A 20,263-nucleotide genomic window follows, 5' to 3' on the forward strand; every position below is an offset into this window, starting at 1 on the left:
CGCTACTCGGCCGGAATGTTGACGCCGCTCGTCTGCTGAGCCGGCGCCGCGGCACCGGAGATGCGGGCGCGCAGGCGTTCCATGGCAAGATAGATGACGGGCGTCGTGTAGAGGGTCAGCAACTGGCTCAAGAGCAGGCCGCCGACGATGGTGATGCCGAGCGGGTTGCGCAGCTCCGAGCCGACGCCGTTCTCGACAGCCAGCGGCAGGGCACCGAACAGAGCGGCGAGCGTCGTCATCATGATCGGGCGGAAGCGCAGCAGCGCCGCCTCGACGATGGACTCGCGCGGGGAAAGGCCGCGCTCGCGCTCGGCGTCGAGTGCGAAGTCGATCATCATGATGGCGTTCTTCTTGACGATGCCCATCAGCAGCACGATGCCGATCAGCGCCACCAGCGACAGATCGAGACCGGTATACATCAGCGCGAGCAGGGCGCCGATGCCGGCCGAGGGGAGCGTCGTCAAAATCGTGAAGGGGTGGACGAAGCTCTCGTAGAGCACGCCGAGGACGATGTAGATGGTCACGATGGCGGCGAGGATGAGCCACGGCTGGCTGTGCAGTGACGAGGCAAACTCGCTCGCATCGCCGAAGAAGCTGCCGGTCACCGAGGCCGGCATGTCGATGGCCGCCTCGGCAGCGCTGATGATCGATACGGCGTCGCTCAGCGCTGCGCCGGGCACGAGATTGAAACTGATCGTCTCGGCCGGGAACTGGTCCTGATGGCTGACGGCGAGCGGCGCCGTGGTGTGGGTTATCTTGGCGATGGCCGTCAGCGGTACCTGCGAGCCGTTGGACGAGGGTATGTAGAGGCGGTTGAGGCGCGAGGGATCGCTGCGGAACTGCGGCAACGCCTCCAGCACCACGCGATACTGGTTCGCCTGCGCATAGATGGTCGACACCTGTCGCTGTCCGAAGGCATCATTGAGCGCATCCGACACTGCCTGCACCGTGACGCCGAGCCTGCCCGCCACCTCGCGATCGACGTCGATGCGCGTCCTAAGGCCGGTGCTCATCGTCTCGAGGTTGACGTCGCTCAGCGCCGGCGAGCGGGCGAGCTCGGCGGCGAGCTTCTGCGTCCACTCCGCCACCTCCGCCGCGTTCGTGCTGACGAGCGTGTACTGATATTGCGCGCGACTCGATCGCGTGGCGATCTGCACGTCCTGCACCGGCTGGAAGTAGACGGTGACGCCGGGAATCGTCGACACCGCGCGCTGCAGACGGTCGACGACGTCGGCCACCAGCAGCTCACGCTCTCGGCGCTGCTTCAGCGTGACCTTCAGGTGCGAGACGTTGGGCGTGGGGTTGAGCTGGCCGACCCCGACGACAGAAACGACTCCAGCGACGGCGGGATCCTTTCGCACCGCCGCGGTCACTTCGGCCTGCAGACGGCTCAACTCGGTGAACGAAACCTGCGGCTCGGCTTCCAGCACGGCGGTGATGAGGCCGGTGTCCTGCGCGGGTAGGAAACCCTTGGGGATGATGATGTACAACCAGATGGTGATGACCAGCGTCAGCGCTGTGACGACGAGCGTCGCCGGCTGGTGGCGCAGCACCCACTCCAAGCTGCGCCGATAACCTTCGACGACCGCGTTCAACACCCAGTGGAACGCGCGTGCGATCCAGTTGGCGCGCGCCTCGGGATGATGCTTCAGCAGCCTGGCTGCCATCATCGGCGTTAGCGTCAGCGACACGACGGCGGAGACGACGACCGCTATGGTCAGCGTCAGCGCGAACTCGCGGAACATGCGGCCGACGAGGCCGGTCATGAACAAGAGCGGGATGAACACGGCGACCAGCGACAGCGTCAGCGAGATCACCGTGAAGCCGATCTCGCGCGCGCCATCGAGGGCCGCGCGCAGTGGCTTCTCACCCTTTTCGAGATGGCGCACGATGTTCTCGATCATGACGATCGCATCGTCGACCACGAAGCCGGTGCCGATGGTCAACGCCATCAGCGACAGGTTGTCGAGGCTGAAGCCGCAGAAGTACATCACCGCGAAGGTGGCGATGAGCGACACCGGCAGCGCCACGCCGGCGATGATTGTGGCGCGCCCCGAGCGCAGGAACACCAGCACTACCATGACGACCAGGGCCACGCTGAGCACCAGCGTGAACTGCACGTCGTGGATGGAGGCGCGGATGGTATCAGTGCGGTCGTGCACGAGCGTCAGCTTGACGCTCGTCGGTAGGGCGCGCTCGATGCGCGGCAGCTCGCCCTTGAGGCGGTCGACGGTCTCGATGACGTTGGCGCCCGGCTGGCGCTGCACGTCGATGATCACCGCGGGAGTGCCCTGGTACCAGCCACCGACGCGCGCGTTCTCGAGCCCCTCGGTTACCTCGGCGACGTCCTTGAGGCGCACCGGCGCGGAGTTGCGGTAGGCGACGACGATCTCGCGATAGGCTTCGGCCGAGGCGATCTGGTCGTTGGCGGCGATGGTATAGCTCTGGTGCGGGCCGTCGAGAGACCCCTTCGGTCCGGAGACGTTGGCGGAGGTGATGGCGCTATTGAGGTCGGAAATGCTCAAGCCATAAGACGCTAGCCGCGCTACGTCCGCCTGGATGCGCACCGCCGGCCGGATGCCGCCCTCCACCGACACGTGTCCGACGCCCGTGACGGTGGATAGCCGCTGGGCGATGAGCGTATCGGCGAGGTCGCTGAGCTCGCGCATCGACACGATATCGGAGGTGATCGCCAGGGTGACGATGGGCGCGTCGGCGGGATTGACCTTCGAGTAGGTCGGCGGATACGGCAGGTTGCGCGGTAGGGTCGAGCCAGCAGCGTTGATCGCCGACTGCACGTCCTGGGCGGCGGCGTCGATGTCGCGGCCGAGATTGAACTGCAGGGTGATCTGGCTGAGCCCGTAGGAACTTGTCGACGTCATCGTCGACAGGGCTGGGATCTGCCCCAGCTCGCGCTCGAGCGAGGCGGTGACCAGCGTCGACATGGTCTGTGGGTTGGCGCCGGGGAGCTGGGTCGACACCTGGATGGTGGGGAAGTCGACCTGCGGCAGCGACGAGACGGGAAGCCAGAAGTAGCCGAGGGCGCCGCCGAGCACGGTGGCAAAAGCGAGCAGCGAGGTCGCTATCGGCCGCGTGATGAAGGGGCCAGAGACACTCATCGGGCGACGCTCATTGCGTGGCGCCGGGCGGATTGCCGGCTTCCCTCCTGCGCTTACCGTCGCCGCGCCGCCCTTCGCCGCGTTTGCGCCCCTCCGGGCGCAGGGGCATGGCCACCGCGGGCGTCGCGGCATCGATCGAGGCGGTATCGGCGGCGGAAGCCTTCCCGGCATTCGCCTGCGGGGTTCCGGCGGCGGAGGAGGCTGCCGGCTTGGCGTCCTCGGGCGCGCTCACGCTGACCTCGGCGCCGTCCTTCAGGCGGGCAAAGCCGGTCGTCACGACGAGCTCGGACGACGTCACGCCTTTACTGACGACGACGAGCCTATCGTCCTGCTGCGCGACGGCGACATTGCGCACGGCGACCTTGTTGTCGCTGCCGACGACATACACGAATGCGCCATCAGGGCCGCGCTGCACCGCAGATGTAGGCACGACGACGACCTGCTCCAGCGTGTCGAGCAACAGGCGCACGTTGACGAACTGCCCCGGCCAGAGCTGCAGTTCCTTGTTGGGAAAATCAGCCTTGAGGCGGATGGTGCCGGTCGTCTGATCGACTTGGTTGTCGATGACCTGCAGCTCACCGGCGTCGAGCACGTTCTTGGAATCGGTCTCCAGCGCCTCGACCTTGAGCGCGCGCTTGGCCACCGCCCTGTTGATCTCGGGTAGGTCCTGCTGCGGCAGGGTGAACAGCACGGAGATCGGCTGCACTTCCGTGATCACGACGATGCCGCCCTCCGAGGCGCGCACCAGGTTGCCGACGTCGATCAGCCGCATACCGGTGCGCCCGGAGATTGGCGCCACGACGCTGGCGTATCCGAGCACGGCGCGCGCATTCTCGATTGCCGCCTCGTCCGCTTTGATCTGTGCCTCGAGCTGGGTGACGAGCGCGCGTTGGGTGTCGACGGTCTTCGCCGCGATGACGTTGGCGGAAAGCTGGGTGTAGCGCTCCAAGTCGCGCCGTGCGTTGGCGAGTTGGCTCTCGTCGAGCGCCTTCTTGGCGATGGCCTGGTCGAGCTGCGCTTGGAAGGTGACGGGATCGATCTGGGCGAGCAGGTCGCCCTGCTTCACCTCCTGCCCTTCCTTGAAGTTGATCGACAGGATCTTGCCGTCGACCTGCGGGCGCACCGTCACCGTGTTGCGTGCCTTCGCCGAGCCGACGCCCTCGAGCCACACCGGGACGTCGGCCAGCTTGGCTTGTGTCGCCACGACCGGGACCGGTCCATCCGCGCGCGCCCATCGGCGTCCGCGCTGGGACTGGTCGCCGCCCTGGGTGAAATAGACGGCCGCCGCGGTGATCGCCCCGATGACGAGGACTGCGAACACCGATTTGAAGAACTTTTTCACCCTGCGGTTCCTGACCCAAGCCGGCCCAGACCAGCGGCCGCAAAGCGGCAACACTGCGGCGTCCGGGAGCAAAAACGGACGATAGGGCTAAAAGCCGTCGCCCCCGGGGGAGCCGTCCCTACAACCTATTTGTAACAGAGGCCTCGACGTTGTGCGTGGTGCAGAAATCTCAAAGCAACGCAAAGCGCAAAATAAACAGGCCTGCCAGCACGCTGACGGCAATGGGCAACTCGGCCCAGCGGCCGGCCAGGAGCTTCGTTCCCGCATAGGCGACGAAGCCGAAGGCGATGCCGTCGGCGATGGAGAACGTGAGTGGCATGGCAATAATGGTTACCGCTGCCGGGATGTACTCGGTGGCGTCGTCAAAATCGATATCCCGCGCGCCGGCCATCATTAGGCAGCCGACGAAGATGAGCGCGGGAGCGGTGGCGAAGGCTGGGATCGAGCCGGCCAGAGGGGCAAAGAAGAGCGTTGCCAGGAACAGTGCGGCCACGGTGACGGCGACGAGCCCCGTTCTGCCGCCCGCATTCACACCGGCGGCGCTTTCGATGTAGCTGGTGGTCGTCGAGGTGCCGAGCGCGGCGCCGGCCATGGTCGCAGTGGAATCGACGGCCAGTGCCTGGCCGATGCGCGGCAGGCTGCCGTCGGGCTGCATCATTCCGGCGGCGCGAGCGACGCCGATGAGCGTGCCGGTGTTGTCGAAGAGGACGACGAAGAAGAGCGTCAGCACGACGGGGACCATGGCGACGTTCAGCAGCGCGCCAAGGTCCATCTTCAGGAATACCGGTGCGATCGAGGGCGGCAGCGAGGCGACGCCGGAGAAGGTGGCGAGGCCCAGCACCAGGCCTGCGGCATAGGCGGCGAGGATGCCGATGAGGATGGCGCCGTGGATCCTGCGCGCATCCAGCGCCGCCATGAGGATGAACGCGGCGACGGCGATGGCAACGGCGGGCGACTTGAGATCGCCGAGCTTGACGAGTGTCGCCGGGTCGCCGGCGATCAGCCCAGCCCCCTGGAGCCCGATGACGGCGAGGAAGAAGCCGATACCAACCGAGATGGCGAGCTTCTGCGATTTGGAGATGCTGTCGATGATCCACTGGCGAATTGGCGTGACGCTGACGATGAGGAACAGCACGCCGGAGGCGAACACCGCGGCGAGCGCCGTTTCCCATGGCACGCCCATTCCCTTCACCACCGAGTAGGTGAAGTAGGCGTTGAGCCCCATGCCCGGCGCCAGCGCCACCGGGAAGTTGGCGTAGAGCCCCATCAGTGCCGAGCCGAACGCCGCGGCAAGGCAGGTGGCGACGAACACCGCACCTCTGTCCATGCCCGTCTCGGCGAGCATCGCCGGGTTGACGAAGGCGATGTAGACCATCGTCATGTAGGTCGTCAGGCCGGCCAGAAGCTCGGTCCCGACGTTGGTGCCGTTTTCTGCCAGCTTGAACATGCCGCCCCCCGGCTTTGGTCGAGGTCCTGTCTTAGCGGGGCGACGGCCCGGCGGAAAGATGGCCGCCGCGCGTCGTGTCGCGTGAAGTTGGCATTGGTTCGCTCGCATGTATTCGCCGGCTCATCGTGCCCGATCTGGGTACGGCCGGCATTTGACCTTGTGGCGCTGGGTGCGCCGCTCCTCCGGCTCGCGTTGGCGAGCGCTGCCGGTCAGGCGAGGAAGAAGGTCGAGGCGAAGTGAGCGAACATCATCATGGCGTCGGGGATCTAGCTTGGACAGAAATCGTTGGCAAGCCGCAAGCGCCGCGTTTGCGGCAGGGCAGCTCTACTGCTTCGGCGTCGTTCCGGAGAAGAAGTCGCGCGGCATCCCCACGGGTGCCTGCGCCTGCGCTTGTGCCTGCCCTTGCCCCGCAGGCGTCGGCCGACTTCTCGCCGCCGCTGCTGCTGCTCGCTCGCCCGCGTCCGGCTTCCGCTTGACGCAATAGAACGTCGCTGCTTTCAGCGGCGCCCTTTTGCGCAACTTTTCGGCCGCGCGCTCGCAGATGGCCATGGTCGGAAACCTTTCCGTGGTCATCCGCTTGGGGCCGGACCCGACCGCCATCACGGTGTAGAGCGTTGCCGCATCCATCGTCGTCCCCCTCGTCTCCCTGCCGCAGCATAGCGCGCCGCACTCTAACCGTTGGCGCGCGCAGGCGCCCTGCGTCGTTTGCACCGCTCCCGGCGTGACCATCGACAGCTCGATTCGGGGGAAAGTGTGTTTCGCCGCGGAAGTCGGCCGCCGCTAAGCCGCGTCGGCGGGGCCGGAGCCCCGGTAGCGGCGCGTTGCGTGCTGCGCGGGTGAAAGCGGGCCTCGCTCGCCATACCAGGCGGAATCCAACTCCGTTTCCTCGTACTGCAGCGCCTCGTTCGGGCCGATGACCTCTACGCGATTGCGGCCCGCCTGCTTGGCGGCATAAAGCGCACCGTCGGCGCGGTGAAAGAGCGCGCCAATGTCGCAACTGATGTCATCGTGCGCGGCGACACCGACGCTGACGGTCCCTCCCACCGGCAGACCGTCGATGAAGGAAGCCGCGCGCGCAAATGCGGCCCGCACCCCCTCTGCCTTGGTGGCAGCGGTGCTCAATTTGGTGCCGGGCAGGATGGCGGCGAATTCCTCGCCGCCGAGGCGCCCCACCGTGCTTCCGCTGTCGAGCTCATCGATGAGCGTCTTGGAGAACAGCTGCAGCACCCGGTCGCCGAGCCGATGCCCATAGGTGTCGTTGATCTTCTTGAAGTGGTCGAGGTCGAACAGCATCACGCAAATGGGCGCGCCCTTGAATTCTTGGCTATGTGCGGCGACGGCCTCCGCGACTTCGAACAGGGCGCGGCGGTTCGGCAGTCCGGTCAGCGGATCGGTCAGGGCGAACAGGCGCTGGCGCATCTCCTGTCGCTCTTTGACGATCGCCAGCACGACGAAGGCGAGTGCAATGCGACCAAGCAAGGCGATCAGGACGACGGTCGGCATCCAGCGACTGGCATAGACGAGGCTTGTCTCATGGATGGGCATCGTCAGGGCGAGCGGCATCCAGGCGAGATAGCCGACTCCCATGAGGACCAAGAGGAGAATCGCCGGCCAGCGCGAGACGAGCCGCTCGCCCTCCCGGCGGGTAAACTCGGCGGCGGCCATGAGGAACAGTATGGCGAGCAGGGTGCTGGCAAGTATGAGGCGCTGGTCGAACGTGGCGGCGATGCCGACAGCGGAGGCGATAACGAAGCCGCATGGCCAGATAGCCACCAGAAGCGGGTTGAGGCTGCGCCCCTCGAACTCGCGCGCCGCCATCCACATGATGGCGGCGGAAAACACCATGAGCGCCTGCCCGAAGGCAGACAGTGGCGCGCTGCTGGCGAACGAAGCGGCCGCGGCGAAGGCGATCCCCGAGGCCATCACGAGCTGCGCTACGCCCCACCAGCCGATGAGCGGGCTCGACCGCTCCTGCCACCAAACGAAGCACAGCACGAGCCCGAGGACTGTCGTCGCGGAGAAGGTGACGACGGAGATGGTCGGCAAGTCGAGGGTCATTGGTGCCCCAGGCAGCGATCCGCAATCGGATCATTGTGCTGGGCAGCATTCTCACGCAGGGCGCATTTATGGCTTGTCTAGAAATTCAGTGAAATTGCAGGCAATGGGCGCACGCCGGCCCGCTACGCGCCCGGCGAGGTGGCAAGCGAGCGGCGGTGCAGCCGCCACGGACGCATCTGAGTTAAGAGAGCGACGTGACCGGCCTTTCGGGCGGCTTCTTCATTTCAGCCAGCAGCGCGATCAGCGTGTCGGCAATCAGCTCCAGCGCCAGCTGCGACCGGTCGGCCTGGATGGCGTTGGACCGGTTTTCGCTGGAACGGTGAAGCAGCTCCTCGACGGACGCGATACCCATGCGTACCCTCCGTTTTCCAAGCCATCGGCGCACTGTTCCGGCCGACCAACAGATCTCCAATGCGACGGCTGGACGGCTCGGCGCAGCGTAGCCACCAAACATGTAGTCTCGATACGGCCTAGTCAGCAGGGCCAGGCTCGTCGAGGTCGACAATCACATCGGTAAGCTCGGGTTCATGCGGCTGCAGCCTCGTCCGGCTCGCGTCCTCCCAACTCGCCACCTTGATGACGGTCGCCTTGTTGGCCTGGGACTGCGCGCGCCCTGTCGGCTCCACGATATGAAGGCCGCTGCTACCGAGAAGATATGTATGGTCCCCGAACATGCTGTTGAGCTTCTCGACGAGCGGATGCTCTTCGGGAATGGGCTGAGCGTCGAACTTGCGGATCGTGCGCTCGAGCGTTGCCGTTGTCAGTCTCATTCCATCCTCCTTCATGGTAAGCGATCGCCAGGCTCGCTTTCCACTGCCATCACCATGGCGTGCGGCTGTCATGCTGCCGCGTGCGCGCTCCCGGTGGAGGTGCAACCCGCGCGACCTCAGCAGGTTCCAGCCAATGGAGAATTATCGGCGCTGACAGAAGGTCGCGGTCGTGGGGGGAACAAGGTTGACTGCGCGTAACGCCCCAGCCCGCTCAGCGGCGCTGCAAGAGCCCGATCAGCACCAGCAGGATGACGGCGCCGAGCGTGGCTGCCAGGAAGTTGGCGCCAGTGGATCCCGGCACGATGCCGAGTTGCGGTAGGATGAGGCCGCCGATGCAGGCGCCGAGAATGCCGATGACGATGTTGCCGACGAGGCCGAAGCCGTAGCCTTCGACGATGCGACCGGCGAGCCAGCCGGCCAGTGCGCCGATGATCAGCCACCCCAGGAACGACATCGGTGCAAGTTCCATGCTGCTCTCCATCCGAGCGGGAATCGCCTCGACCGGCGATACTATAAGCTCGCCGTGGCAGCGTCACCTTTTCTGCCTGCGTGACTTGCCGGATACGGGACCGGCAAAGATGCGTCACCACGGCAACGACAATTTGATCTTGGTTATGGTGGCGCGCGGCGGCCTCACCTAGTCAGCTACACGTGTTCTAAGCCTCTCACTCGAATGGAGATCGCATTGGGGACGAAACTCGGCGCCCTAACCGCATGGCCCTCGCTGCGAGGGAGGCGTGCATGGTCCGCAGCGAGCCCCGCGTACGAAGCCGGCGCGCATCCCACCGCTGTCAGCCGGGTGTTTGCCTTCGTTGGCATGGCGGCAATTCTCGGCGCTGCGGTGCTGCCTGCAACGCCAGCCCGGATGCTGCTGGCGCAGACGCACTCCAGCACGGGTACCGATGATGCCGCGGGGGCGGCGCGTGCCGAAATCTCCGAACGCGTGCGCTACCGCGGAGACGAGTTCCTGTTCGCTGCCTATGGGGGCGCGCCTTACACCTACGCCAGCGATGTGCGCATCGAACGGCCGGGAACCGACATGACGGTGCATGGTGTCGATTGGCTCGGTAAGCCGTTCGATGATCCGATCTACTATGGAGTGCGCGTTGCGCGCTGGTTTCGGCGCAGTTCGTTTGGTGCAATGGTCGATTTCACCCACTCGAAGGCCTATGCGCCGCTCGAGCAGAAAGCGAAATTGTCTGGCACCAAGGACGGCCAGCCGCTGCCGCCAGCCGCCGCCATCGGCGAGCTATTCCACAAGCTGGAGTTTACGCACGGTCACAACATGCTGACGTTGAACTTGCTGTACCGGCTGCCATCGCTCGGCTCGTTCATCAATCCATATGTCGGTGTTGGATTAGGCGCGGCGTTGCCGCACACGGAAGTGCAGCTCAAGGGCAGCAAGCGCACCTATGAGTATCAGTACGTCGGACCGGCAGGCCAAATCCTTATCGGCGTCGAGCTCCGCGTTCCGCGGTTGTCGTATTTTGTCGAATACAAGTTCACCTCTGCGTCCTACCGCGCGCCGTTGCAGGACCGCGACGGGGGCGCCTTGCCATTGGACCTATGGAGCCAGTTCACGCGGTGGGCGAAGGGCATACCGCCGGCGGGCTGGGTGTCGACCAGGCTCACCAGTCATCAGGCCATCGCGGGGATGGGCGTGCGCACGGTTCCCGACCTGCCGGCGCCATGAGACGACATCCGAGCTCCTCGGGCGGACCAGATCGCAGTCTTCCTCAAGGGGTTGTCGTCGGAGGGGGAAGATTGGCTGGGGGACTAGGATTCGAACCTAGACAGGCAGAGTCAGAGTCTGCAGTCCTACCATTAGACGATCCCCCAATGCCGGGATCGGGCGGTGCATTCGCCGCCGGAGGAGGCGCATATAACAGTTGAGCCGGGGCGCCGCAACCCGGCCCTTCGCGCTTGCCACGTCCGGCCGCACCCGCCGCTAACGGCCGCCCGCACTGACCCCTACGAGCTCGGGCCGGTACTCGAAGTGCATGGTGTCGTAATGGTACCAGCGCCCGCCCCAGATGAACCCGTGCTTCTCGAAAATGCGCACGATCTCCATCGGAACCTCGTTCTTGTAGGTGAGGGCGTCATCCTTCCCCGCCGCCGCGTTGCGCCAGTAGTCGGAGCGCTCGAGTGCAATATCGATGGCAATGCCGTGCCCGTGCGCCGACACGCGATTGGTGCCGGCGATGACGCGGCAATTGTAGGTGCCGGCGGAGGGAACAAGGAATACGTCGAACGTTGCGGGCAGCTCGTCGAGCTCTCTACTCACCGCTTCGAGAGCTCCCGCCGCGCCGTTGATCCTGTTGAATGGCAGTCGCTGCTTCGACCTCTTCGGCAGCCAAGCCACATTCGTCAGGTTCTTCACGACCTCGCCCTTGCCGCAGTCGCCGTAGACCTTGTCGAAGAAGGCGGCATTGCGGGCGCGCCCGGGGTCGACGTTCTTGCCCGGCGGCGATGCCTCGGCGCCGGCCGGATAGGGGACGGCGAACATGTCGGCAATGTCCGGCCGCTCCAGCCATTCCGCGAAGGCCTTTTCGCCCTTGCCGTCATCGATGGGCATGCGGGTTCCGTCGCGCCAGACGAGCTCGCCGCCATCGATGCGCCCGAGTAGCTGCGGGTAGGCAGCCAGCAAGCGGGCCCGATTCGCTTCGCTGAGCTCGCCACAATGAGCTGCGCAAGGCGCCATCAGTGCCGCAGCAACGAGAATCGGCGTGAGCGCGAAAGGGTGCATCGGTTAAGCCTATTTCAGCTGGGCGCCCACGAGGATAGCCGTAAGTCTCGAGATGCGCTTTACCGCCAGCCGATTGCTGCTAGACTGGATCCAAGTGTCATCCAGGATAGACGCCTGATGACGCGGCCTTTTTTGCCGTTCCGCAAAGTAAAAGGGCCGTATGCCAGGCGCTGGAGCTAGGACTGTGCAGGGCTATCCCGACGAGGGCGGCACATCGGAAGCGCCTGAGGCCAGGGCCAGAAGCGGCGATTTTCCCGCCGCCATCACTGCACACCTTTCCCCGGTCGGACCTCAAAACGGAAGCGCCAACGGCGCCGGGCCCGCGCCGCGTCCCGGTCATGACGCACGCGCCGACGGCGTCTACGGTGCGCTCGACCTCGGCACCAACAACTGCCGCCTGTTGCTCGCCCGGCCCTCGCGCCGCGGTTTCCGCGTGGTCGACGCCTTCTCGCGCATCATCCGCCTCGGCGAGGGTGTCAGCCAGACGGGACGCCTGTCGGAGCCGGCGATGGCGCGAACGCTCGAGGCGCTGAAGATCTGTGCCGCCAAGTTGGGGCGCGCCAAAGTGCGCCGTTCGCGCCTCGTCGCGACGGAGGCCTGCCGCGTGGCCGAGAACGGCGGCGAGTTCCTCGCCCGGGTGCGCGACAAGCTCGGCCTCGAGATCGAAATATTAACGCGCGAGGTGGAGGCGCGGCTCGCTGTCTCGGGCTCTGCTGCGCTCATCGACGCGAGCTGCGACTATGTCCTCGTGTTCGATATCGGGGGCGGCTCCTCCGAGCTGATCCTCTTGGATCTCACGCGCCGTAACCGCCAGCGCGACCGCCGCTTCGCCGGCCGTCTCGATGCGCAGCACTGCATGGTCGCCTGGACGTCGCTGCCCATCGGCGTCGTCACCCTTGCCGAGCGCTTCGGCGGCCGGCATGTGACGCCGGCGGACTTCGAGGCCATGGTCGTCGAGACCGAGCGTCTGCTGCACGAATTCGAGGCGCAACATAAGGTGACCGAGCGGCTCGCCGGACGCCGCATCCACATGCTCGGCACCTCCGGCACCGTCACCACTGTTGCCGGCATCCAGCTCGGGCTGACGCGCTATGACCGCAACCGCGTCGACGGCTGCTGGCTCAACGTCGGCGAGGTGCGTGGCGTCACCAACGATCTGCTCGGACGCAGCTACGAGCAACGCATCGCCGAGCCGTGCATAGGTCGCGACCGCGCCGACCTGGTGCTCGCCGGCTGCGCCATCCTCGAAGCCATCCTGCGCATGTGGCCGTGCGAGCGCCTGCGCGTCGCCGATCGGGGCTTGCGCGAGGGCATCCTGACGACGCTGATGGTCGAGGACGGCGTCCTCGCCCCCGTGCGCCGGCGGCGCCGGCCGGTCTGAGAGCTAACCCAAATGACCCAGAAACGCGGCGGCTCGCAAAGAGGACCGGGGGGCGGCCAGCGGCAGATGCACGTGCGCCTGAAGACGGCGCGCAAGCACCGGCCGTCCTCGCAGCGCTGGCTCGAACGGCAGCTCAACGATCCCTATGTCGCGGCCTCCAAGCGCGAAGGGATGCGCTCGCGCGCGGCCTACAAGCTGAAGGAGATCGACGAGAAATACCGCCTCTTGAAACCGGGCGCCGTCGTCGTCGACCTCGGCGCGGCGCCGGGCGGCTGGAGCCAGATCGCCGCCGAGCGCGTGCAGTCGGCCACCGGCAAGGGGCAGGTGGTTGCCATCGACTATCTGCCAATGGAGGCGCTTCCCGGCGTCGAGGCGATCCAGCTCGATTTCACCGCCGACGACGCGGAAGAGCGGCTCAAGGCGCTGCTGCGCGACGGCCATGCCGACGTCGTGCTGTCCGATATGGCGGCACCAACCACGGGCCACACGCGCACCGACCACTTGCGCATCATGGGCCTGGCCGAGGCGGCGGCGCATTTCGCCTGCGACGTGCTGCGCCCGGGCGGGGCGTTTCTCGCCAAGGTGCTGCAGGGCGGCACCGAGCGCGAGCTGCTCGACCTGTTGAAGAAGCGCTTTGCCAGCGTGCGCCACGTCAAGCCGCCGGCCAGCCGCTCCGATTCCGCCGAGCTCTACGTGCTGGCGACCGGCTTCCGCCCGGAGTAGCCGAAAAGTCTGCCCGCATAGACATACGTGGGGACACTCAGGGCACCGCTCAGGTCTGGATGGCGGCTCATGCGATGGCCGTCCGCGATTGACGTGAGCCGAAGGGCGGCCGTAGCCTCACTCGCAGCAACCGCGCAAGAGACTTCCTGCGTGGTGGGAGGAGTCTATGGCTACACAACACGCCGATGCGCTGTTGCAGGGCGCAAGTCCAGGGCGGCTTGGCCTCGCCGTGCGCCGGGTGCCTCTCGATGCACCGTGGGATTGGCTCGGTCACGGCTGGCGCGATCTCTGCGCAGTGCCCTTCGTCAGCCTCGCTTATGGTGCGGTCTTCAGCCTCTTGGCGTGGATCATCCTCTTCGGATTGAGCCTCTTCGAGGCCGTGTCCCTGATCCCGGTCCTGGCAGGCGGGTTCATGCTGGTAGGGCCGCTCTTTGCTGCCGGGCTGTACGAAGCGAGCCGCCGTCTCGAAAAGGGGGAACGCATCACATTGCGTCAGGCGGTTGGAGCCGGGTGGCGGGCGGCGGCGCGGCTGGGCTTCTTTGGCGTTGTTCTGTTCTTTGCATTTTTCGTTTGGGTGGAGCTCGCGTTCCTGCTGCTGATGTTGTTCCTCGGTCTCGGCGGCGCCACGCTTCCGCCCCCCAGCGAGTTCATGCAAACCCTTCTGTTCACGAATGCCGGGATGGGTCTGCTCCTCACCGGCACGCTGACGGGGGCCGTGCTCGCGCTGATCGTGTTCTCCATCTCCGCGATAGCCCCGCCTCTACTTTTGGTGAAGGAAGTCGATGCGGTCACCGCAATGGCAACCAGCGTGCGAGCCGTGCTGCTCAATATCGGGCCGATGCTGTTGTGGGCCGCTTTGATCGCTGGCTTGATGGTGCTGGGTTTCGCGACCCTGTTCCTCGGCCTCGTGGTCGCATTTCCCCTTGTTGGGCATGCGACCTGGCACGCATTCCGCGCCCTCGTGGAGCTCGACAAGCCCTAACCTCGCGCGTGCCACGCTACAGGCCGCGCCCGAAGATGCCTAGCGCAAGTGTATGCAGGCGCGCGCCGTATGCTCCGGCCGCTTCCCGCCTCGGCGACTATGGCTTGGCGGGTGACAGGAGGGCGTCGAGCGCCTGCAACAGCGCGGCGTTGAAGCGCGGCGGATCCTCCACCTGCGGTGAATGCCCCAGATCCTCGAAGGTAACGAGCGAGGCGCCCTTGATGCGCGCCGTCACCGCCGGCGCCAGCACCGCGTAGTTGCCGAGCGCCTTGGCCACTTCCGCAGGAGCGCGGTCCTTGCCGAGTGCGGTCGTGTCCTTCATGCCGACGAGCAGCAGGGTCGGGATCTCGAGCCGGTCGATCTCGTGGATCACCGGCTGCGACTGCGCCATGTCGGAGGTGAGCGCCTGGTTCCGGGCGACGAGGTCGCCGTCCTTGCCGGTATACATAGAAGCCAGCATATCGACCCAGCGATCGTACTCGGGGCGCCACTGGCCGTGATAGTAGACGGCCTGCTGGTACTTCCTGATGCTTTCCGCGGTGGTCTTCCTCTCCTTGGCGAAGAGCTCATCGATGGTCGCCAGCGGCACGCCCTTGGCCTTCCAGTCCTCCAGCCCGATGGGGTTGACCAGCACCAGCGCGGCGGTGTCCTGCGGGTACATCAGGGCGTAGCGGATGCCGAGCATGCCGCCCATCGAGTGGCCGATGACGATCGGGCGCTCGACCCCGAGCTTTTCGAGCAGCGCGTGCGTGTTGGCGGCGAGCTGGTGCAAGCTGAACTGGTAGGCGCGCGGCTTGGCCGAGCGGCAGAAGCCGACCTGGTCCGGCACCACGACGCGGTAGCCGGCGCCGGTGAGCGGGCGGATGACGCTCTCCCACGTCGCGCCACAGAAGTTCTTGCCGTGCAGCAGCACGGCCGTGCGTCCGTTGGGCTTCTCGGGCGCCACGTCCATGTACGACATCCACAGATCCTGGCCCTGCGAGCGGAAGTCGAGCCGCGCGAGCGGGAAGGGATAGGCATAGTCGGCGAGGTAGGGGTCGGCGCGCGCGGGGACGAGGAGCGCCGCCGCAGCAGCGACGGCGGCGAGGAGGCGAGGGATCACGAGCGGCATTAGGCATCTCGACTAAGGCGGCGTCGGCCGGTTCTGCCACGGATGCACGGGAGATGCGAGGCAGGACGGCCCGCAAGCCACGTTGCTACTCGCCAGCGAGGATATCGTCGCATTGGCGCGAGGATCCACGCATCGGGCGGCGACAAGCACCTGCCACAGCCCCGCTCAAACGCTGGAACATACCTTCGACTATTGGCACATCGCATCCGCGACACATCTTACTAGTGTAACGCGCGCAACAGCGAAGCTGCGCCGCCGCTTCTTAACCAAGGCGCTGGCAGCGGCAGGCGCACGCGACGGTTCGGCGATTTCAACAGTGCACAAGCCGCACGCTTAAGGACTTTATGAACGGGATGAGGTAAGATGTTCGGCGCTCATAAGAGGCTCACGGTATGAAACGTCCGTGTCGACTTGGTTTGTCCGCGATCGCGCTTGCAGCCGTGCCTCTCTTCCTTGCCCACGCCGAAGACGCCGGGGACACATTCTCGGTAGCCCCGCAACAAGCGGTGACCTTCGGTGGCGGCGAGGGCGATAGCTTTGCGGTCGAGCAGATATCCCGCAACGACAATACGGTCATGGTGCTGCTGCGTCCAATGGGCGAGGGCTGCACTTTCCGCTTTCCCGTCAGCGTCGGCCGCAGCGTGCAGCTTCGTGCCGACACCCCCACCGGACAGAAGCTGTTGTGCAAGGCGACACTGCGCCCGATCACCGAGGACGGCAGTGCCGAGTTCGGTGCCGAGTGCAACGAGGAGCCGGTGTCCCTCGAACGCAAGTGTCCGCCCAACGGCGACACCGCCGCTGTCGATACCTACCCGCAACAGTAAACGTACACCGGCGAGGCGTATGCGTCAGTGGCCGGGCTTCGCCTTGCGGAACGGCACCCCGCCGATCGCCACCACAGCGGCGGCAACGGCACCGGCGAGGAGGCCGACGAGCGCGTTACCCGTGGCCGACACGATCCAGCCGACCAAGTCGCCCGCGACCGGGAGCGCCTCGTGCAGGGCTTCCCTTAGCCCGTGGATGATGTGCTCGGGTGCCGTGAAGCCGAATTCAGCCAGCCCGTGCACGAGGATGCCGCCGCCGACCCACAGCATGGCGAGCATGCCGATGAAGCTCAGCAGCTCCAGGAAGGGCGGCATGCCGTAGACCAGAGCGCGCCCTAGCGGCCCCGAGATGAACCCATCTCTCTGGACAAGACGCACGCCGAGGTCGTCGGCCTTCACGATCAGGGCCACGACGCCGTAGACCCCGGCGGTGATGAGCACGGCGACCGCGCCTAGCACGAGGGTCTGGGTGACGAGATCGGGGGCGGTGATGGTGGCGAGGGCGATGGCCATGATCTCCGCCGAGAGGATGAAATCGGTGCGGATGGCGCCCGATACCTTCTCGTCCTCCAGCGCCTTGTCGCCCTTGGCGAGGTCGGCGGCCACCTTCATCCCGGCGGCCGCGTGGTCCGCGGCCGTGAGCATGTGGTGCACCTTCTCGTAGCCCTCGAAGGCGAGGTAGAGGCCGCCGAGCATTAACAGTGGGGTGATCGCCTGGGGCAGGAAAACACTGAGCAGCAGGCCGGCGGGAAGCAGGTAGAGCAGCTTGTTCTTCAGCGAGCCGAGGGCGATGCGCCCGACGATCGGCAGCTCACGTTGCGCCGCGAGGCCGGTGACGTAGCGCGGCGTCACCGCCGCATCGTCGATGACCACGCCCGCCGCCTTGGCGCTGGCCTTGGCGGCTTGCCCCGCCGCGTCATCCAGCGTTGCCGCCGCCAGCTTCGCCAGCGCCGCCACGTCATCCAAGAGGGCGAGCAGGCCGCTCATCGTTCACGCTCCTTCGTTGGCAAGGGGCTGCAACCCGCCGCGCCTCCCTGCTTAGCGCATCTGCGGGCCGAGACAACACGCTGCCGGCGACGCAATCGCACCGGCGACACGGCGCGGCCCAGCGGATAAGCTCGGGGTCCCCTAATCCGATCGAGAGGCGGTCATGAAGGAATACGTCAAGGCGGTGCGCCATGACACGCTGCGCGCCATCGAGAACGCCGAGCTGCTCCTGCGCTCGCTTGGCGAGGCGGAGGGCAGTGGGACGGACAAGCTGCGCCGGGCGACAAAGCGCTTCGCCAAGCACCTGAAGGAAGAGCTGGCGCAGTGGGAGGACCGGTACAAGAAGGCCCGCGCCCAGGCCTGAGGCGTTGAGCCGAGCGCTGCGACTATCGACGCGGGGCGTGAGGCCGCGCCGGATTGGCATTCAGCGCTTAATCCCTTGTCCCGGGACGGGCGCCAGTCTGACGCGCCACCCCTTCGCTTCCCTCCATACGACTCAGGTGGTATAGGCCTGCCGACATCGTTCCCGCGCTGGGCCCGGAACCGTGTCGCCCAGCCCTCAGGAGACAGCTTCAAGATGGCCGCACGGAATGGCCCGCTTACCATCGATTCCGCCGTCGCGCTGACGTTCGACGATGTCCTGCTCGTGCCGGCCGCTTCCGAGATCCTGCCCAGTCAGGCCGACGTCGGCACGCAGATCACCCGCTCCATCCGCCTCAACATTCCAGTCATCTCCTCGGCCATGGACACCGTCACCGAGGCGCGCCTTGCCATCGCCATGGCGCAGGAGGGCGGCATCGGCGTCATTCACCGCAACCTCGCCCCCGAGGAGCAGGCGCGCCAGGTCGCCCAGGTGAAGAAGTACGAATCGGGCATCGTGCTCAATCCGGTCACCATCAACCCCGAGGCGTCGCTGCGCTCCGCCCTGTCGCTGATGGCCGAGCACAGCATCTCCGGCGTCCCAGTGGTCGAGCTGCCGAAAGGCACAAGCAAGGGTCGCCTGGTCGGCATCCTGACCAACCGCGACGTACGCTTTGCGACCAACCTCGATCAGCCGGTCTCCGAGCTGATGACCAAGGACAATCTGGTGACGGTCGACCGGTCGGTATCGCAGGAGGAAGCGAAGCGGCTGCTGCATACCAATCGCATCGAAAAGCTGCTGGTGGTCGACGAGGGCTATCGCTGCATCGGTCTGATCACGGTCAAAGATATCGAGAAGGCGCTGAAGCATCCGCACGCCTCCAAGGACGCAGACGGGCGCCTGCGCGTGGCTGCCGCTACCACGGTTGGCGAAGACGGTTTCGAGCGCACCGAGCTGTTGATGGCGGCGGGCTGCGACCTCATCGTCGTCGATACGGCGCACGGGCATTCGAGCCGCGTGCTCGACGCGGTGAGGCGCATCAAGAAGCTGTCGAACCGCGTGCAGGTTGTCGCCGGCAACGTTGCGACGGCCGAGGCGACCAAGGCGTTGATCGACGCCGGCGCCGACGCCATCAAGGTCGGCATCGGCCCCGGCTCGATCTGCACCACGCGCATCGTCGCCGGCGTCGGCGTCCCGCAGCTCACGGCGGTGATGGATTGCGCTCAGGAAGCCGCCAAGCACGGCGTGCCGATCATCGCCGACGGCGGCATCAAGTATTCGGGCGACGCCGTGAAGGCGCTAGCCGCCGGTGCCTCGTGCGTGATGATCGGCTCGCTGCTGGCCGGCACCGACGAGGCGCCGGGCGAGACGTACTTCTATCAGGGGCGCACCTACAAGGCTTACCGCGGCATGGGCTCGATCGGCGCCATGGCGCGCGGCTCAGCCGACCGCTACTTCCAGCAGGAAGTGAAGGACACCTTGAAGCTGGTGCCTGAAGGCATCGAGGGGCAGGTGCCCTACAAGGGTCCGGCCGAGGGCGTGCTGCACCAGTTGGTGGGCGGCCTGCGGGCCGGCATGGGCTATCTCGGGGCGAAGACACTCGCCGACCTGCGCGCCACCGCCAAGTTCATCCGCGTCTCTCCGGCGGCGATCCACGAGAGCCATGCGCATGGCGTGCTGATCACCCGCGAGAGCCCCAACTACCCCAGCACCGTCTAGACGTCAGGAACCCGGCGATGTCCGTCTCGAGCCTGCTGCTGCCGGTGTTCGTCGAGGTCGGCTTGACCTTCGTGCTGTTCTTCTGGATGGCCAGCCTGCGCACCAAGGCGCTGAGCTCGGGGGCTGTCAAACCCGACGATATTTCACTGCGCCAGCAGCGCTGGCCAACGCGCGCCACGCAGGTCGCCAACTGCTTTCACAATCAGCTCGAGCTGCCGATGCTGCTCTACGTGGTGGTGGCACTGATCCTCATCACGAGCACCAACAGCTTCATATTCGTGCTGCTGGCCTGGGTCTTCGTGCTGGCGCGGCTGGCCCATGCCTACGTGCACACCGGCTACAACGACGTGTATCATCGAGCCGTGTGTCTGGGCGTGGGCGCCATCGCCCTCGCCGTCATGTGGGCGATCTTCGCCATCGGTATCCTCGTTTCCGGGACCTGAGATATGCGCGCAGGCGCGCGGATTGCGGCCGCCACCGAGGTGCTCGAAGATATCCTCGCCCGCCACCGGCCCGCGGCGACGGCGCTCGCCGACTGGGGCAAGGCGCACCGCTTTGCCGGCTCCGGCGATCGCGCGGCCATCGGCACGCTGGTGTTCGATGCCCTGCGCCGGCGCGCATCCCTCGCCGCCCGCATGGGCGCCGATACCCCGCGTGCGCTGGCTCTCGTAGAAGCGGACGATGATGCCGCCG

Annotated in this window: 20 protein-coding genes, 1 tRNA gene and 1 pseudogene; 10 read left to right on the forward strand and 12 right to left on the reverse strand. The window is 66.2% G+C overall.

The genetic code is table 11. The features are described from left to right. Positions 1 to 2 precede the first annotated feature (2 nt). The 8 genes from F9K20_RS06625 to F9K20_RS06660 all read right to left on the reverse strand — a co-directional run bounded on the left by F9K20_RS06625 (position 3) and on the right by F9K20_RS06660 (position 9,205). Positions 3 to 3,119, reverse strand: a complete 3,117-nt coding sequence (locus tag F9K20_RS06625) for a multidrug efflux RND transporter permease subunit (RefSeq protein ID WP_290998902.1) — start codon at positions 3,117 to 3,119, stop codon at positions 3 to 5. Between the two features lie 10 nt (positions 3,120 to 3,129). After that, positions 3,130 to 4,461 carry an efflux RND transporter periplasmic adaptor subunit gene (locus F9K20_RS06630; RefSeq protein WP_290998905.1) on the reverse strand — a complete coding sequence of 444 codons (1,332 nt, stop codon included), beginning with the start codon at positions 4,459 to 4,461 and terminating at the stop codon, positions 3,130 to 3,132. 169 nt (positions 4,462 to 4,630) lie between these two features. Continuing rightward, positions 4,631 to 5,908 carry an NCS2 family permease gene (locus F9K20_RS06635; protein WP_290998908.1) on the reverse strand — a complete coding sequence of 426 codons (1,278 nt, stop codon included), beginning with the start codon at positions 5,906 to 5,908 and terminating at the stop codon, positions 4,631 to 4,633. Positions 5,909 to 6,232: 324 nt separating this feature from the next. Further along, on the reverse strand, positions 6,233 to 6,535 hold the full coding sequence (locus F9K20_RS06640) for a hypothetical protein (protein ID WP_290998911.1): 303 nt from the start codon (positions 6,533 to 6,535) through the stop codon (positions 6,233 to 6,235). A gap of 153 nt (positions 6,536 to 6,688) precedes the next feature. Continuing rightward, positions 6,689 to 7,966, reverse strand: a complete 1,278-nt coding sequence (locus F9K20_RS06645; RefSeq protein WP_290998914.1) for a GGDEF domain-containing protein — start codon at positions 7,964 to 7,966, stop codon at positions 6,689 to 6,691. A 181-nt stretch (positions 7,967 to 8,147) separates the two neighbouring features. Then, positions 8,148 to 8,318 (reverse strand): hypothetical protein, encoded by a 171-nt coding sequence (locus tag F9K20_RS06650; protein ID WP_290998917.1) that lies wholly within the window; start codon positions 8,316 to 8,318, stop codon positions 8,148 to 8,150. A gap of 118 nt (positions 8,319 to 8,436) precedes the next feature. Further along, positions 8,437 to 8,736 (reverse strand): hypothetical protein, encoded by a 300-nt coding sequence (locus F9K20_RS06655; RefSeq protein WP_290998920.1) that lies wholly within the window; start codon positions 8,734 to 8,736, stop codon positions 8,437 to 8,439. Between the two features lie 211 nt (positions 8,737 to 8,947). Beyond that, a complete protein-coding gene (locus F9K20_RS06660) occupies positions 8,948 to 9,205 on the reverse strand; it encodes a GlsB/YeaQ/YmgE family stress response membrane protein (protein ID WP_290998923.1) in 258 nt (85 codons plus the stop codon). Here F9K20_RS06660 and F9K20_RS06665 point away from each other — a divergent pair. Both F9K20_RS06665 and F9K20_RS06670 read left to right on the forward strand, forming a co-directional pair. Next, entirely contained in the window at positions 9,204 to 9,377 is a 174-nt protein-coding gene (locus tag F9K20_RS06665) for a hypothetical protein (RefSeq protein WP_290998926.1), read from the forward strand. The genes F9K20_RS06660 and F9K20_RS06665 overlap by 2 nt on opposite strands. A 176-nt stretch (positions 9,378 to 9,553) precedes the next feature. Beyond that, positions 9,554 to 10,429 (forward strand): hypothetical protein, encoded by an 876-nt coding sequence (locus F9K20_RS06670; RefSeq protein WP_290998929.1) that lies wholly within the window; start codon positions 9,554 to 9,556, stop codon positions 10,427 to 10,429. A 72-nt stretch (positions 10,430 to 10,501) separates the two neighbouring features. On the opposite strand, the gene F9K20_RS06675 is transcribed toward F9K20_RS06670, so the two are convergent. Both F9K20_RS06675 and F9K20_RS06680 read right to left on the reverse strand, forming a co-directional pair. Then, positions 10,502 to 10,575: transfer RNA gene (locus tag F9K20_RS06675), tRNA-Gln, on the reverse strand. A gap of 109 nt (positions 10,576 to 10,684) precedes the next feature. Next, positions 10,685 to 11,383 (reverse strand): M15 family metallopeptidase, encoded by a 699-nt coding sequence (locus F9K20_RS06680; protein ID WP_290998932.1) that lies wholly within the window; start codon positions 11,381 to 11,383, stop codon positions 10,685 to 10,687. Positions 11,384 to 11,666: 283 nt separating this feature from the next. Here F9K20_RS06680 and F9K20_RS06685 point away from each other — a divergent pair, with 283 nt between their 5' ends. From F9K20_RS06685 to F9K20_RS06695, 3 genes are all read left to right on the forward strand, one after another. Next, complete coding sequence (locus tag F9K20_RS06685) at positions 11,667 to 12,863, forward strand: Ppx/GppA phosphatase family protein (protein WP_290998936.1); 1,197 nt, start codon at positions 11,667 to 11,669, stop codon at positions 12,861 to 12,863. Between the two features lie 12 nt (positions 12,864 to 12,875). Further along, positions 12,876 to 13,586, forward strand: coding sequence for an RlmE family RNA methyltransferase (locus tag F9K20_RS06690; RefSeq protein WP_290998939.1), 711 nt, complete (start codon positions 12,876 to 12,878; stop codon positions 13,584 to 13,586). Positions 13,587 to 13,923: 337 nt separating this feature from the next. Then, positions 13,924 to 14,568 carry a DUF2189 domain-containing protein gene (locus F9K20_RS06695; RefSeq protein ID WP_290998942.1) on the forward strand — a complete coding sequence of 215 codons (645 nt, stop codon included), beginning with the start codon at positions 13,924 to 13,926 and terminating at the stop codon, positions 14,566 to 14,568. A gap of 97 nt (positions 14,569 to 14,665) precedes the next feature. Here F9K20_RS06695 and F9K20_RS06700 read toward each other — a convergent pair whose 3' ends face one another. Beyond that, positions 14,666 to 15,679, reverse strand: a complete 1,014-nt coding sequence (locus F9K20_RS06700; protein ID WP_290998945.1) for an alpha/beta hydrolase — start codon at positions 15,677 to 15,679, stop codon at positions 14,666 to 14,668. Between the two features lie 440 nt (positions 15,680 to 16,119). Here F9K20_RS06700 and F9K20_RS06705 point away from each other — a divergent pair, with 440 nt between their 5' ends. Continuing rightward, positions 16,120 to 16,503, forward strand: coding sequence for a hypothetical protein (locus F9K20_RS06705; RefSeq protein ID WP_290998948.1), 384 nt, complete (start codon positions 16,120 to 16,122; stop codon positions 16,501 to 16,503). 24 nt (positions 16,504 to 16,527) lie between these two features. Here the strand turns inward: F9K20_RS06705 and F9K20_RS06710 are convergent, their stop codons facing one another. Further along, positions 16,528 to 17,490 (reverse strand): DUF808 domain-containing protein, encoded by a 963-nt coding sequence (locus F9K20_RS06710; RefSeq protein WP_290998951.1) that lies wholly within the window; start codon positions 17,488 to 17,490, stop codon positions 16,528 to 16,530. 163 nt (positions 17,491 to 17,653) lie between these two features. Between F9K20_RS06710 and F9K20_RS06715 the strand changes: the two genes are divergently transcribed. From F9K20_RS06715 to F9K20_RS06730, 4 genes and pseudogenes are all read left to right on the forward strand, one after another. After that, on the forward strand, positions 17,654 to 17,854 hold the full coding sequence (locus F9K20_RS06715) for a hypothetical protein (RefSeq protein WP_290998954.1): 201 nt from the start codon (positions 17,654 to 17,656) through the stop codon (positions 17,852 to 17,854). A 213-nt stretch (positions 17,855 to 18,067) separates the two neighbouring features. Beyond that, positions 18,068 to 19,570 carry an IMP dehydrogenase gene (gene guaB, locus F9K20_RS06720; protein WP_290998957.1) on the forward strand — a complete coding sequence of 501 codons (1,503 nt, stop codon included), beginning with the start codon at positions 18,068 to 18,070 and terminating at the stop codon, positions 19,568 to 19,570. Between the two features lie 17 nt (positions 19,571 to 19,587). Beyond that, entirely contained in the window at positions 19,588 to 20,013 is a 426-nt protein-coding gene (locus tag F9K20_RS06725) for an MAPEG family protein (RefSeq protein ID WP_290998960.1), read from the forward strand. A 3-nt stretch (positions 20,014 to 20,016) separates the two neighbouring features. Next, positions 20,017 to 20,263: pseudogene (locus F9K20_RS06730) on the forward strand (MFS transporter); the annotation flags it as partial.

Source organism: Hyphomicrobium sp. (assembly GCF_009026145.1).
In the GTDB taxonomy this organism is placed as follows: Bacteria; Pseudomonadota; Alphaproteobacteria; order Rhizobiales; family Hyphomicrobiaceae; genus Hyphomicrobium_A.